We start from the raw sequence: 14,938 nt of genomic DNA on the forward strand, positions 1-14,938 counted from the left end.
CGTCGGGAACCGGATTAATGCGATTTTCGGTCATATCGCGGGTTTTCGGCATACTGCTGACAGTGTTCAGCCTTACGCTGCTGCCGCCCATCGGCGTGTCACTGTGGTACGAGGATGGTACACATATCGCCTTTGCGGTGGCCTTCGCCATTACCCTGCTCACCGGGCTGTTTATGTGGCTGCCGGTGCACGACCTCAAGCAGGACCTGCGCACCCGCGACGGCTTCGTGGTGACCTCGCTGTTCTGGCTGATTCTTGGCAGCTTCGGTTCCCTGCCCTTTATCATCAGCCCGCAGCCCGACCTGAGTGTGGTGGATTCCATTTTTGAATCTATTTCCGGCCTCACCACCACCGGCGCCACCACTATTACCGGTCTGGACACGCTGCCGCCGGCCATTCTCTATTACCGCCAACAATTACAGTGGTTCGGAGGTATCGGGGTAATTGTTATCGCACTGGCAATTTTGCCGATGCTCGGTATCGGGGGGATGCAGCTCTATAAGGCGGAAATGCCCGGCCCGGTAAAGGACACCAAGCTCACGCCGCGTATTGCAGAAACGGCACGTGCACTGTTCGTGATTTATATCGTCCTCACCATCTTGTGTGGCATCGGTTACTGGTGGGCAGGCATGACCGTGTTCGATGCGGTAGGCCACGCCTTTTCCACCGTGGCCAACGGCGGTTTTTCGACCCACGATGCCAGCATGGGATTTTACGCGCACAACAATGGCATCATGGCCATTGCGATCATTTTCATGCTCACCGCCGCGATCAACTTCGGCCTGCATTTTTATGCGCTGGGCAACAGAACACTAAAACACTACTGGAAAGATTCCGAGTTCCGCTTTTATGTGATGGTCACCTTCGGTGCCAGCGCAATCATTATCGGCTACCTGTATATGTCGGGCACCTTCGATATGCGCGGCAGTGTTCTGCACGGGATTTTCCAGGTGGTCTCGATCGGAACCACGGCCGGTTTTGCGTCGGAAAGTTTTGCGCTGTGGCCGGCTTTCCTGCCCTATATTCTGCTGCTACTCGGCATTATGGGCGCCTGTGCCGGTTCCACCTCCGGGGGCATCAAAGCGGTTCGGGTAATGTTGATCGTGAAGTCCGGTCTGCGGGAATTGAACCGGCTGGTACACCCCAATGCGGTGGTGCCGATCAAAGTAAATCGAAAAATCGTGCCGCCGCGGGTGACCGATGCGGTTTGGGGATTTTTTGCGATTTATATTTTGTCCTTTTTCGTGCTCACCATTGTGGTTATGGCAACCGGGGAAAACTTCGTCACTTCCTTTTCCACCGTGGCCTCCTGCCTCAGTAATATCGGCCCGGCACTGGGGGATGCGGCGGCACACTACGGTGAGGTCAATGAAGTGGCAAAATGCTTCCTGATTCTGGCGATGCTGATGGGGCGTCTGGAAATCTTCACCCTGCTGGTGCTGCTGACCCCGGCCTTCTGGAGACACTGAGGCTTTACGTTGCTGTCTCTGATGCGCCCTACTCAATCGTATCGGCGCGGCCGCGGATGATGTCCCAGTAGCGCGGGACAAACTTCGCCAGCATCCAAACCTCCAGCAGACACCCGATCACGGTGATGGCGTCCAGGGTGTGTTCAAACATCACCTCCGCACCTGAATCCCCCGGGATCATTTCGATTGCCACCTGTTCGGCAAACCCCATGCCCAGCACCAGAAACGCCACCGCCATCGCGATTCTCGACAGCACCCCGGGCACCACATGCACCTGCTTTTTCAGCCACCAGAGTAACACCGGGAAAGCACTCAGCTGGATTGAGAAGCGGGCCACCACCAGCAATGTATAGATCGAGTTGATCGACCCCAAATACCAAAGCAACGGGATCAGGCTGAAGACAAAAACCCTATCGGCCACTGGATCAAGCAATGCCCCGAACCGGGTACTCCAGCCAAACGCATGCGCGAGAAGCCCATCCAGTAAATCCGTCACTGCGCAGAAGCAGAAAACCGCCAGCGCCCACAGATGTTCATCGGTCAATGACAGCCAGATGATCAGCGGGATCAGCGCAATGCGGATGAAGGACAGCAGGTTGGGTAAGTGGCGCAAGGGTGAGCGCGAGCGGACCTCGTACACCGGCGCTTCGGTTTTCCGTTTTCTGTACATGGTGATGGCGCGCTGAGAGTTCTGGCATCGGATTCAAAGTTCGGGAGCCGCAACTTCAAGGCCCTGTACAACCATAGCCTATGCGTCACCACCATCCACGCGCGCATCGCACCTTACTCCCTCGCACCCTCACTCCCTCGCACCCTTGCAGTGCAGCGATTAATCAACGCTTTCGATAGAGCCCGGTCTTGCCCTCCGGTGCCCGGCGGAATCGCTTGTATTCCCACTGATACTGTTCCGGTGCTTCGGCGATGCAGGATTCCACCCCGCGGTTGAGCGCGGCCAGTGACACCTTGACCTCTTCGCTGTAGATCGCCTGTTCCGCCGGCAGCAACACCAGTTCAAAGCCCTCCTCCACACGCTTGGCAAAGCCAAACACCACCTTGCAGCCGGTGCGCTGAATCAGGTTGTAAGCGAGGGTCATGGTGAGGGCCGGATGGCCGAAAAACGGCGCGAAATCGCCCCCGGAAAGATCCGGCTCCTGGTCCGGCAGCACACCTACAATGCCGCCGTCCCTCAGGGCCTTGAGCAACGCACGCACGCCACGCACGTTGGTGGGCACCAGCTTGGCACCGGTCGCCTCGCGTCCGTCGCGGATCAATGGATCCAGGGCTTCAATTTTTGGTGGTGCATACAGGCTGGTGGTCGGACCCACCGTCGCCAGATACTGGCCAAAGATCTCCCAGTTGCCGATATGCGGCGCCAATACGAGAACGCCGCGGCCCTCCTCCACTCCATCGGTGAGCAGCTGCTGATTGCGTATCCGCGCGATGCTGTCTTCTGCGTCACTCCAGGGCTTGCGCCACAGGGTCGCCATCTCAAACCCGGTAGTCACTGTGTTCACGACACTGGATCTGGCCAGCCTCTCGCGCTCTTTCTCCGGCATTTCAGGGAAGCAGCGCGCCAGGTTGATTCTGCTGATACGCAGGCTTTTTCCGCCGGCAGCCGAGGCGCCGTAACCCACCAGCTTACCCAGGCGTCGCGACCATCCCAGTGGCAGGCTACCGATCAGCTTCAATGCACCCGCCGCCATTTGCCCTTTTATATCCAAGCGATACTTCCTTCTGTGTGGGCCACGGGGCCCGCAAGCGTCCACAATCTGTCGAAAGGATTCTGGATGCTTCGAATTCTTAGCAGTATGACCGTTTTATGGCCATCAATTTACTGACAATGCCCGTTGCGCGGTTTAGCGCGCAACCCGCTGCCGCTATAATTGCGCCCCTTGTCTTTTCACCCAGCTGAAACCGGAGATTGTGGTGTCCGAGCAACAAACCAGCCGTTCTGCCCCCGCGCAGGACCTGAGCACCTTCCAGGGACTGATTTTTACCCTGCAGGAATACTGGGCGCGCCAGGGGTGCGTCATTCTACAGCCTCTGGATATGGAAGTGGGCGCCGGCACCTTTCACCCGGCTACTTTCCTGCGCGCCATCGGCCCGGAAACCTGGAACGCCGCCTATGTGCAGCCCTGCCGCCGCCCCACCGACGGCCGCTACGGCGAAAACCCCAACCGCCTGCAGCATTACTATCAGTACCAGGTGGTGATGAAGCCCTCCCCCAGCAATATCCAGGAACTGTACCTGGACAGCCTGCGCGCACTGGGTATCGACCCGGCGGTGCACGACATCCGCTTCGTGGAAGACAACTGGGAATCCCCCACCCTGGGCGCCTGGGGTCTGGGCTGGGAAGTCTGGCTGAACGGTATGGAAGTGACCCAGTTCACTTATTTCCAGCAGGTCGGCGGCCTCGAATGCTACCCGGTTACTGGTGAGATCACCTACGGCATCGAGCGTATCGCCATGTACCTGCAGGGCGTTGAATCCATCTACGACCTGGTGTGGACCCGCAATGCGGACGGTACCCCGGTTACCTACGGCGATGTATTCCACCAGAACGAAGTGGAGATGTCCCACTACAACTTCGAACATGCGGACGTTGAATTCCTGTTCGCCACCTTCGATCACTGCGAGCGCGACAGTCAGCGCCTGATCGAGCTTGGCCTGCCATTGCCCGCCTACGAGCAGGTAATGAAAGCGTCCCACGCGTTCAACCTGCTGGACGCGCGCCACGCAATTTCTGTCACTGAGCGCCAGCGTTTCATTCTGCGCGTGCGCACTCTGGCGCGCGCCGTCGCCCAGGCCTATTTTGACGCGCGCAAGGCGCTCGGCTTCCCGATGGCCAATGAACAGATCCGCAACGAGGTACTCGCCCAGGCGGAGTCCGCCGAGGCCAAGGCCAAAGCGAAGAAGGAGAAGAAGTAATGGCTCAGGATTTTCTGGTTGAGCTGGGCACCGAAGAGCTGCCCCCCAAAGCCCTGCACACACTGATGCAGGCCTTCGCCGACGGTATCGAGCAGGGTCTTAAAAACGCCGAGCTTTCCTATGGTTCCGTCAAGGCCTATGCCAGCCCGCGCCGCCTCGCGGTGGCGGTGAGTGACCTGGCCGAACAGCAACAGGACAAACAGATAGAAAAGCACGGCCCCGCCGTTGCCGCTGCATTTGATAAAGACGGCAATCCCACCAAGGCCGCACAGGGCTTTGCCCGTGGTGCCGGTATCAGCGTCGATGAACTGGCGCGGGTGCAGACCGACAAGGGCGAGCGCCTCGCATTTATTAGTGAGCAAAAAGGTGAAGCGACCAAAAACCTGCTGGGCGACATTGTTGCTGGCTCACTGGCGCAATTACCGATTCCCAAGCGCATGCGCTGGGGCGCTCGCAAGGAAGAATTTGTGCGCCCGGTACACTGGCTACTGATGCTGTTCGGCAATGATGTGGTAAGTGCCGAGGTGCTCGGCCTGACAGCCGGAAACACCACGCGCGGTCACCGCTTCCACTGTAATCGCGAGCTGACCGTGTCGTCGGCCAATGATTATGTGCAGCAACTGCGCGAACCGGGTTTCGTGGTGGTGGACTTCGCCGAGCGCCGCGAGATGATTCGCGAGCAGGTGCAGGCCGAGGCGAATAACGTCAACGGCGAAGCCGTCATCGACGAAGATCTGCTGGATGAAGTGACGGCACTGGTAGAGTGGCCGGTGGCCCTGACCGGGCGTTTTGAAAAACGCTTCCTCGAAGTACCTGCCGAAGCGCTGATCTCCTCCATGAAGGAGCACCAGAAATATTTCCACGTGGTGGACGAAGACGGCAACCTGATGCCGTTTTTCATTACCGTCTCAAATATTGAGAGCAAAGATGCCAAGCAGGTCATCGAAGGCAACGAACGGGTAATCCGTCCGCGCCTGTCCGATGCCGCTTTCTTCTTTGAGACCGACAAAAAAACCAGCCTCGAAGCACGTCGGGAAAAACTCAAGTCCATCGTGTTCCAGCAGAAGCTGGGTACCGTGTACGACAAGACCGAGCGCCTCGCCAAACTGGCGGCCGCGATCGCAGAAAAAACTGGTGGTGATGCGGCGCTTGCACAACGCGCTGCACAGCTGTGCAAGTCCGACCTGGTTACCGAAATGGTATTCGAGTTTGCGGATATGCAGGGTATCGCCGGTTATTACTATGCGGAAAATGACGGCGAACCTCTGGATGTAGCCAAGGCCATGTACGAACAGTACATGCCGAAGTTTGCCGGCGATGAGCTGCCGGTCAGCGAAACCGGAACCATTATCGCCCTCGCCGATCGTATCGACACTCTTGTAGGTATATTCGGTATCGGCCAGCCGCCGAGCGGCTCCCGGGATCCGTTCGCACTGCGTCGTGCGAGCCTGGGTGTGCTGCGTATCCTAGTGGAAAAAAATATCGACCTGGATCTGCGCGAACTGTTGACCCTGGCCCGCGATGGTTACCCGCGTACCGCGCTAGCGGAACACGATACCGTGGTCGAGCAGACACTGGCGTATATGATTGAGCGCTTCCGCGCGCGCTTCGAAGATGCCGGCATCAAGGCAGAGGTTTTCCTCGCAGTATCCGCGCGCAAACTGTCCCGCCCGCTGGATATCGACAACCGGGTAAAGGCCGTGCACAGCTTCAGCCAGTTGCCGGAAGCGGAAGCGTTGGCTGCGGCCAACAAGCGCGTGTCCAATATTCTCGCCAAGCTGGACGGTCCCGCGCCGAGCGAAGTGGATCAGTCACTGCTGCAGGAAGAGGCAGAGAAAGCCTTGTATCTGGCCATTTGCGATGCCGAGGAGGCGGTTGCCCCCCTGTACGCACAAGCGCGCTTCGAAGAAGGCCTCGCGGGTCTCTCCGGTCTGCGCGAGACGGTGGACAACTTCTTCGACGGTGTAATGGTCATGGCCGAGGACGAACAGCTGCGCAACAACCGCTTGGCACTACTGGCGCAGTTGCGTGCATTGTTCCTGGAAGCTGCGGATATTTCTCTACTGGCGCCGGCCAAGTAAGGCCCAGTAAGAGAAGCGCGCCATGGCCATCATCGTTCTCGACCGCGACGGAGTTATCAATCATCAGCCCGATGGTCATGTGACCAGTGTCGATGAGTGGATCCCTGTCGAGGGGAGCATTGAGGCCATGGCGCGGCTGAGCCAGGCGGGGCACCAGTTGGTAATCGCCACCAACCAGAGCGGTCTCGCCCTCGGGTTGTTCGACCTGGATGACCTGGAAGCGATGCACGCAAAGCTGCGCGCATTGGTGGAGGATGCCGGCGGTGAAGTCGCCGGCATTTTTTACTGTCCGCACAGTGACGATGACCACTGTCGCTGTCGCAAGCCTAAAACCGGTTTGCTCGACGCCATCGAAGCGGAATTCGATACCAGCCTGCACGACTGCTATTTCGTCGGTGATCAACGCAAGGATTTGCAGTGCGCCGTGGCCAAGGGGTGTAAGCCAGTACTGGTGAAATCCGGGCGCGGCGGACAGACGTTACAGGCGTTGATTGAAACGCCGGACCCCACACTGGTTACGACGGCAGTTTTCGACGATCTGTCGCAATTTACTGACTTCCTGCTTCACTAATCTGCACAGACGTGCCAGTCCCACAGCCAATTTCACAAGGCGTTATGCGACGAGTTTGTGAAACAAACCGCTTTTTTTCTGCCATTCAATCCAATTGCCGCCAGCGTATTGCCTCCTGTATTTGGTTTCCGTAGAAACCGTTACGAGGGATCTAGTGCCGCGTAGTTCACGGAAGAAGCCGAGCCGCGCGACACACTCCTTTCTTTAACGACAAGACAGGATCAGAGGTTGACGGAACGACCTTGAGGTAAAGGGCTTGGCAGTATTGGTTACCATCAAAGACATCCCCTTCGAGTTCGGTACGTCGCGATCTTTTCCGACCATCTAACGGAATTACTGGCCACCAATTGCCACAAGCAAACCTGGTGCCGGTTTACTTTTTACGGGGCAAATTTATGAGTTTTTTGCGTACACCCGGGTCTCGTGCGAGACCTCTCGGGGGGAAGCCTATTGGCAGACGTTTCTCATTGGATTTTTCTGCAGTATTTATTACCGCACTCACAACTCTCTCCATTCACGCATTCGCCAACGACCAGAGCAGCCTGACGACAACTGTCGAAACAAAGAAAAAAACCTACATCGTGCAACTGGCCGACAAGCCATTGATTGCCTACGAAGGAAATATTCAGGGGCTCGCGGCGACAAAACCGGCGCGCAATAAAAAGCTGGATCTTTCCAGCAGCGCGAATAAAAGCTATCGCAGCTTTCTCTCGGAACGAAGACAGCAGGCTTTGGATTCTGTACCGGGTGCACGCAAGGTCCACGACTACCAGGTTGCGTTTAACGGCTTTGCCGCGCAGATGACCGCCAAACAGGCGGAGGCCTTGCGCAATCGCAAAGACGTGCTCGGGGTCTGGGAAGATCAATTGATGAAAACCCAGACCAACTCCACTTACGGTTATCTTGGCCTCGACAAGACACCCGGCCCCTGGTTGCTCGGAGCCACCGGTGAAGATGTGGTTATCGGGGTCATCGACTCCGGCATTAATCCGGAACACCCCAGCCTTGAGGACACCCGCACTCCGAAACGGGGTCATCATGGTCGGCGGATTATCTATGATGCGGTACCCGAAGGGTTTACCGGTACCGGTTGTGAATTCGGCAATACCGAAGTTAATCCTGACGACCTACCGTTCGAATGCAACAATAAACTTGTCAAAGCGCAGTCATTTTCCGACGGTTTCCTTTCCGTTAATACCCTTGCTGATTACGAGTTTCTTTCGGCGCGGGATGCGGATGGCCATGGTACCCACACTGCAACAACGGCTGCGGGTAACTATGGTGTCGAAGGAATCATGAATGGCGAGGCGACCGGTACACTAAGCGGCGTTGCGCCACGGGCGCGCGTAGCGGTGTACAAGGTTTGCTGGGATGCTCCCGACCCTGATGATAGCGGCTGTTTCTCTTCGGACTCCATGGCGGCCATCGATCAGGCGGTTGCCGATGGTGTGGATGTTATCAACTTCTCCGTTGGTGGCTCTAGCACCCTGTTTAATGGCCCGGATGATATCGCCTTCCTGTTTGCCGCTGACGCGGGCGTTTTTGTTGCAACTTCTGCGGGCAACTCTGGCCCGGGAAATCAAACCATCGGCACGCCTTCCGGGGTGCCCTGGATTACTGCGGTCGGTGCCACCGAAGATAACCAGAGTTTCGGTACTGGGCTGGAAGTAACCGCACCTTCCGAGCTCGCGGGTATTCTCGAAGGTCTGCAAGGTTCCGGTCCGGTGCAGCTCGCCGATAGCGGCGCCATGGTCGCCGATGTAGTAAGCGCCGACCCGCTGAATGCCTGTACCCCCCTGACCAACGCCGCTGACATGGACGGCAAAATCGCGCTGGTGATTCGCGGTGCCTGTGCATTTAGTGAAAAGTACAACCAGGCAGCAGGCGCAGGTGCCAGCGCAATCGTTGTCTTCAACGATGGCGCGACGCCGGATCGCATCGACCCCATCACCATGTCCGCTCCCGGCACAACCATCCCCGGGATCATGATCCGCTACCCGGACGGTGCAGCGCTGGTGTCGACCACCGGTGCGGTTGGCAGCCTCAGTCCGGACATCCAGGTTTCCCGCGACAACCGCATTGCCGGTTTCTCTTCACGCGGCGCCAATGCGGGCGCACCAGATATCATTAAGCCGGATATCGCTGCGCCGGGCGTCGGCATTGTTGCGGGTATTTCTCCGGTGGGCAGTGGCGAAACCTTTGGGGCCCTGAGCGGTACCTCCATGGCGAGCCCACATATCGCCGGAGTGATGGCGTTACTCAAACAAGTCCACCCGGACTGGACCCCCGCCATGGCGCGCTCGGCATTGATGACCACCGCGCGGCAGAACATGAAAAAGTCCTTCGGGGATGAAGCGGCGGACCCGTTCGATATTGGCGCAGGCATGGTGCAACCAGCCAACGCTTTCTTCCCCGGGCTGGTCTACGATGCCGACCTGCTGGATTACTTTGCATTCCTCTGTGGTGCGGAGAACCAGCCAGCGCTGCTGCCATCATCAGAGTGCCAAGCGCTTCAGGGCTTCGGCTACTCACTCGACTCGTCGGACCTCAACCTTCCGTCAATTGGCATCGCTGAACTTGTGGGCAGCCAGACCGTCACCCGTCGCGTGACCAGCGTCGGCAAAGGCACCCAGTGGTATTGGGCAGATGTGGAAGCTCCTGCGGGCATCCACGTATCGGTTTCGCCGCGCATCCTTCGCTTAAACGAGGGGGAGACTGCCAGTTTTGAGGTCACTTTTACCGCGACTTCAGAGGCGACTGTAGACGAGTGGGCATTCGGTTCCCTGACCTGGTCCCAGGGCTTCCGCGAGGTGCGCAGTCCCATCGCGGTCAAACCAGTAGCAATATCCGTAGACTCCACAATGGCTGGTTCCGGCACCGAAGGCAGCCTGCAGATTCCGCTGGCGTTTGGTTATGAAGGCACCTACAGCGCTACCGTCAATGGCATTGTGGAAGGCCTACCCTACGCCGACGCAGTGGAGGATGGCGGCGATAGTCTCATCTTCTTTGAGGTTCCCGCGGGCACCAGTTTCAGCCGCTTTGCGCTGTTCGATGGCGACGTGGGTGCTGGCGATGGCGCCGACGATCTGGACCTCCAGGTTCTTGGCCCGGATGTCGCAGGCTGGCCGCTTGTGGGCTCCAGTGGCACACCCACTTCCGCGGAACAGGTGGACATGGCAAATCCGCAGCCCGGACTCTATGCGGTGTTCGTGATCGATTACGCTTCCGCCCCAGGAGCTACGCCCTTTACCCTGTTCAATTTCAACCTGCAGGGCGACGCCAGCAACACCCAGCTCGACGCTCCTGCGGCGGCAACCGTGGGCGGAACTGGCATGCTGCATATGGAATGGATGGGCCTGAACCCTGGCACTCGCGCTCTTGGCATCATTCAACACCAGAACGAATCCGGCGTGATCGCGACGACGGAAGTTTCTATCAACACTCGCTGATTTATCCCGATAGCGTTCATGCAGTTCTGCATATAAGTCCGGTAGCGTTGTCGCTGCCGGGCTTTTTTATGTCCGCAGTTTGTGCCCATCTTCGCTATGGTTAGCCGATAGGTGTCCGAGTTTTTTAACGCTTGTATTCCACCCGACAGATACCAACAATGGCGCCCCCGAGCAAACCTGAAACCTGGAGTTCCCCCGTGCAACAACTGATTCTGAACCCCCGCGCCGAGCGTCGTCTGAAACTCGGTCACCTGTGGATCTACAGTAATGAAGTGGATACTGCGCGTAGTCCCCTCAAGGGTTTGGAGCCCGGGAGTCAGTGCGAAATTCTTGATAGCAAAGGCAAGAGTCTGGGCTTCGCTCTCGCCAACCCGAACCAGCTGATCTGTGCGCGTCTGGTTTCACGGAAGGGCCCGTTTACCGGCAAGCTGCTCAAGCGCCGACTGGAGTCTGCACTGGCGCTGCGCGAAAAGTATTTTCCACATCCCAGTTACCGCATGGTCTACGGCGATTCCGATGGGCTGCCTGGTCTGGTCGTGGACCGTTTCGGGGACTATCTGGTGGTGCAGATCAGTAGCTGGGGTATGGAAAATCTTGTGCAGGAAATTGTCGATGCGCTGGTGGCACTAGTGAAGCCTACCGGTATTCTGCTGCGCAACGATCACCAGGGTCGCAAGGTGGAAGAGTTGCCGGCAGTGTGCGAAGTGGCCCACGGCGAAGTGCCACAGATGGCACCCTTCGAAGAAAATGGTGTGCCGCTGCTGGCGCCCGTTTACGAGGGACAAAAAGCGGGCTGGTTCTACGATCACCGGGAAAATCGGGCGCGCCTGAATCAATGGGTTGACGGGCGCAAGGTGCTGGATCTTTTTTCCTATGCTGGCGGCTGGGGTGTGCAAGCACTCGCTAACGGAGCGAGAGAGGTCACTTGCGTGGACGCCTCGGGGCAGGCGCTGGACTGGTGCGAGGAAAACGCCGCGTTGAACAATCGCCAGAATGACCTGGTTACCATTCAGGGCAAGGCCGTCGATGCGATGAAGGAGCTGATTGCCGAGGGGCATCGCTACGATGCCATCGTGCTGGACCCGCCCGCATTTATCAAAAGGCGCAAGGATCAGAAATCTGGCGAATCCGCCTACCGGCACATCAACGAACTCGCGCTGCGCCTGCTAGAAAAGGATGGCCTGTTAGTGAGTGCTTCCTGCTCCATGCACCTGGAGTCAGATACTCTGCTTGAGATATTGCGCGGCGCTGGTCGTCACCTGGATAAAGCCATCAGTATTATCGGCAGTGGCGGTCAGGGAGCCGACCACCCGATACACCCGGCAATTCCGGAAACCCGTTATCTGAAGGCACATTTTGTGCACCTGTCAGGATCTGTTTCTTTCTAATCTAACTTGTTTGTAAACCGCCCTATTTTGCCGCTCCGGAACCGGAACGAGCACTGGGCGGTAGCGTGGTTGAGTCGGCCAGCGCGATAAGGCGATGGCCGACCCCCGCAAGGTCTTCGCGAGATCTCACCTATAAAAATCAGAACTGGTAGGTAACGCCCACGGAAGCGGTGCGTGGACGGTTAACACGAGCACCATCTGGTGCGCGGTTGATAATGGCCTGCTTATCGAGCAGGTTATCCACTTTTACATAACCGGACAGATCTGCACTGAAGTCGTAGTGGGCAGCCGCATCCATTACCCACAGCGATTCGGTAACATCGAACTTGTCGGCATCACCACGGTTGCAGTAGTTGTCGATGCACATATCATCCTGGTAGGCCGCAGTCAGGTTTACCCGCCAGGCAGCACCGCTATCGATACCGGTGGTAATCGCAAAGACATTTTCCGGCAGGTAGGCAAAGTTGTCGCCATTCGCCAGTCCGTTCAGTCCATCGGATTCAATATATTCCAGACTATCTTCGCTGATTTCCGCATCGGTGTAGGTGTAGCTCGCCTGCAGGGGGATCAACCAACCGTTCTGCAGGGACCACTCGCTGCCGATGCTCGCTTCGAGGCCGCGGATCTCAGACTTGCCGAGGGCATAATTTCCGCTGTCCTGGCCATTCACGCAGGGCTGTGCCACAGAGCAGTTTTGTACGGTGCTTTCATAGTCGCTGTAGAAGCCGATCAGCTCCAGTTGCAGGTTGCCGTTGTCGAAACGGAATCCGCTTTCGTAATTGGTGGACAGATCGCCTGCTTCGCCTTCGGAAGAACCACTACCGGGAGGTGCGAAGCCGCGGTGGACACCAGCCAATAAGGTGAACGTTTCGTTCACGGTATAAGTGATACCCAGCCCGGGCAGCCACTCGCTCAGGGAGTTTTCGCGGCTGCTACCTTCTTCGGTGCGGTCATTGTTCTCATAACGCTGCTGGTGAGTTTCCATGTCTTCGTAGCGCAGAGCGGCGGTCAGTGCCAGCGCATCGGTTACCTGGATCTGGTCATACACGAATACCGAGGTGGCGTCCGCTTTGCCAATACGGTTATTGCTGGCGCTGGGGTCGCTGACCCCCTGGAATACCAGTTCACCATTTACCTGACTGTAGTTGTCTACCGGCTGAAAACGATCGACATCGTCGTAGTGGTCGCGCACGCCAAACTCCAGATCGTGGGCGATGCCACCGGTCTGCAGCTGCCAGTTAGCGCTTACTTGCACACCGCGGGAAACGTAGGTGCGGTCATTGTGCTTGATACCGACGTTATCGTAATCCATGGTGCCGTCGAGTACGGCCTGGGCATCAGCGTCACCAGAATTGGCGGCGTCGATCAAACCGCCCAGGCTTACCTTGAACCAGTCGCGCTTGAACTTGTTGTAGTAGGCCTGGGTATTCAGGCTGAAGCTGTCGCTCAATGCAATACTGTGGTTCAGCTGCACCGTGCTGTGGCGATTGTCCATCTTATCCAGGGCGCTGATGCCGTAGCGGCGATTGGGGTCTTTCGCGAGATCGGCATCCGTCAGCCCGAGATAGCTCATGCCAGACTCTTCTTCAGAGTACTGCAGCTTGATATCCAGCTGCTGGGCGTATTTGGCACCTTGTGCGGAGTTCAGGCGGCCTTTCACCAGATAGTCTTGTTTCGCAATATCAGCACTGTCGGCGCGATCGATATCGCGGAAGCCGTCAGCCTGCTGCTGGTGAGTCTCGATCAACCAACCGCTCGTGTCGGTGCTGCTGCCGTAGTAGGTATGCAAGCGGGTTTCACCGAATTGACCCGCTTCCAGCTGTACTTTCCCGGCGCTGTCTTCGGGGATCTGGGTGCTTACCATATTCACCGCACCACCTACGGTGAAAGGACCGTACTTGAGAGTGCCGGGGCCCTTCAGAACCTCAATGGCCTGCAGCCGACCTGCGGTTGGGAAGTAATAGGCTTCGGGGGCGGAATAAGGGGCCGGTGCCACCAAAACGCCGTCTTCCAGCAATGAGATCTTGCCCGAGCGCTCACCAAAGGCACCGCGGATACCGATATTTGGGCGAAGGCCGTAGCCGTCTTCTTCCCGCAGGTAGACACCTGGTACGTTGCGCATCATGCGGTTGATATCGACAAACTCAAACTTTTCCAGTTCTTCAGCACTGACCAGGTGCGCGGAACCCGGCAGCTTGGTCAGTTTTTCACTGTTACCCAGTACAGAGATCGTTTCCAGGGGCTCATATTTTTCCGCCGCAAAAGCGTTGGCGCTCAGGCCTGCAAGCAGGGCGATGGAAAGAGGATTGAGGGCAAAACGGGCCATTGGTGCTCCTTGGTCCAAAGCAGTCATCAATATTTTTAATGAGAACGATTATAATTCTTCAATCTACTTCTGTCACGATAACTCTGGACTTTTACTTGTACGTATGTGCAAGAACAGGGTCGACGATAATTGAGATGTCGGGCTGAGGTTCAAGATGGGCGTGGGAGTATCAGTTTGAGGCAAGGTAGAGCGAGCCTACTATGGGCCGTTACACCCGTAGTATTTCGGAGCGTTTATGCTGAGACCACTGCAGGAGCCCGATATAGAACGGCTCGCTCAACTTTGGCTGCATCTCGCCTGTAGCCACCACCCCAGCCTGCCAGTGACGTTCTGGATGGCCAGGGCAAAAGAACTAAGGCGGCAGTTGACCGCCCAGCACCGCGCCCGCAAAGCGCTATCAAATGATGAAGTCCCGGGCACTATCAATCACTGGGTTTATACCCGGCCGGGGAGTGACACGGCGGAGGGGCTGGTTACCATCAGCGATAACCTGCGTGTGGAGACTATTTTTGTGTCCCCTGGTGAACAGGGTCATGGTGTCGGGAGTGAATTAATGGAGCAGGCGAAGTTCGGGCGTATTCAGCTGGAGGCACGGGTTCTCGAAGAGAATCTGCGCGGCCGCTATTTTCTTCAACAACACGGGTTTGCGGAGACCGAAAGGCAATTCAATCAGGCGGCGAATCAGGATGAAATCGTGATGAATTGTCGCGTTGCCTGAACATTTTT

10 protein-coding genes are annotated in these 14,938 nt (G+C 57.3%); 7 read left to right on the forward strand and 3 right to left on the reverse strand.

The features are described from left to right. Positions 1-17: 17 nt before the first annotated feature. Positions 18-1,469 carry a TrkH family potassium uptake protein gene (locus tag LC059_RS07930; protein WP_226703311.1) on the forward strand — a complete coding sequence of 484 codons (1,452 nt, stop codon included), beginning with the start codon at positions 18-20 and terminating at the stop codon, positions 1,467-1,469. Between the two features lie 28 nt (positions 1,470-1,497). Here the strand turns inward: LC059_RS07930 and LC059_RS07935 are convergent, their stop codons facing one another. Further along, the gene (locus tag LC059_RS07935) at positions 1,498-2,109 is read right to left on the reverse strand and encodes a CDP-alcohol phosphatidyltransferase family protein (RefSeq protein ID WP_226703312.1); all 612 of its coding nucleotides are present in this window, start codon (positions 2,107-2,109) and stop codon (positions 1,498-1,500) included. 193 nt (positions 2,110-2,302) lie between these two features. After that, positions 2,303-3,190: a lysophospholipid acyltransferase family protein gene (locus LC059_RS07940; RefSeq protein ID WP_226703313.1), complete on the reverse strand. Its 888-nt coding sequence runs from the start codon at positions 3,188-3,190 to the stop codon at positions 2,303-2,305. Positions 3,191-3,395: 205 nt separating this feature from the next. On the opposite strand from LC059_RS07940, the gene glyQ reads away from it, so the two are divergent. From glyQ to LC059_RS07965, 5 genes are all read left to right on the forward strand, one after another. Then, positions 3,396-4,397, forward strand: coding sequence for a glycine--tRNA ligase subunit alpha (glyQ, locus tag LC059_RS07945; RefSeq protein WP_226703314.1), 1,002 nt, complete (start codon positions 3,396-3,398; stop codon positions 4,395-4,397). After that, complete coding sequence (glyS, locus tag LC059_RS07950; protein WP_226703315.1) at positions 4,397-6,478, forward strand: glycine--tRNA ligase subunit beta; 2,082 nt, start codon at positions 4,397-4,399, stop codon at positions 6,476-6,478. Before glyQ ends, glyS begins: the two co-directional genes overlap by 1 nt. A 22-nt stretch (positions 6,479-6,500) precedes the next feature. Continuing rightward, positions 6,501-7,049: a D-glycero-beta-D-manno-heptose 1,7-bisphosphate 7-phosphatase gene (gene gmhB / locus LC059_RS07955; protein ID WP_226703316.1), complete on the forward strand. Its 549-nt coding sequence runs from the start codon at positions 6,501-6,503 to the stop codon at positions 7,047-7,049. Positions 7,050-7,516: 467 nt separating this feature from the next. Continuing rightward, entirely contained in the window at positions 7,517-10,498 is a 2,982-nt protein-coding gene (locus LC059_RS07960) for a S8 family serine peptidase (protein WP_226703317.1), read from the forward strand. A gap of 158 nt (positions 10,499-10,656) precedes the next feature. Next, positions 10,657-11,886, forward strand: a complete 1,230-nt coding sequence (locus LC059_RS07965; protein ID WP_264189403.1) for a class I SAM-dependent rRNA methyltransferase — start codon at positions 10,657-10,659, stop codon at positions 11,884-11,886. Between the two features lie 139 nt (positions 11,887-12,025). On the opposite strand, the gene LC059_RS07970 is transcribed toward LC059_RS07965, so the two are convergent. Beyond that, on the reverse strand, positions 12,026-14,212 hold the full coding sequence (locus tag LC059_RS07970) for a TonB-dependent receptor family protein (protein ID WP_226703319.1): 2,187 nt from the start codon (positions 14,210-14,212) through the stop codon (positions 12,026-12,028). Between the two features lie 235 nt (positions 14,213-14,447). Between LC059_RS07970 and LC059_RS07975 the strand changes: the two genes are divergently transcribed. Beyond that, positions 14,448-14,930 (forward strand): GNAT family N-acetyltransferase, encoded by a 483-nt coding sequence (locus tag LC059_RS07975; RefSeq protein ID WP_226703320.1) that lies wholly within the window; start codon positions 14,448-14,450, stop codon positions 14,928-14,930. Positions 14,931-14,938: the final 8 nt, after the last annotated feature.

It is taken from the genome of Microbulbifer elongatus (assembly GCF_020524885.1).
Lineage (GTDB): Bacteria > Pseudomonadota > Gammaproteobacteria > Pseudomonadales > Cellvibrionaceae > Microbulbifer > Microbulbifer elongatus_A.

Coding starts and splice junctions, on each gene's coding strand:
- glyS (WP_226703315.1), top strand. CDS start 4,397: ATGGCTCAGGATTTTCTGGTTGAGCTGGGCACCGAAGAGCTGCCCCCC.
- LC059_RS07970 (WP_226703319.1), bottom strand. CDS start 14,212: ATGGCCCGTTTTGCCCTCAATCCTCTTTCCATCGCCCTGCTTGCAGGC.
- gmhB (WP_226703316.1), top strand. CDS start 6,501: ATGGCCATCATCGTTCTCGACCGCGACGGAGTTATCAATCATCAGCCC.
- LC059_RS07975 (WP_226703320.1), top strand. CDS start 14,448: ATGCTGAGACCACTGCAGGAGCCCGATATAGAACGGCTCGCTCAACTT.
- LC059_RS07930 (WP_226703311.1), top strand. CDS start 18: ATGCGATTTTCGGTCATATCGCGGGTTTTCGGCATACTGCTGACAGTG.
- LC059_RS07965 (WP_264189403.1), top strand. CDS start 10,657: ATGGCGCCCCCGAGCAAACCTGAAACCTGGAGTTCCCCCGTGCAACAA.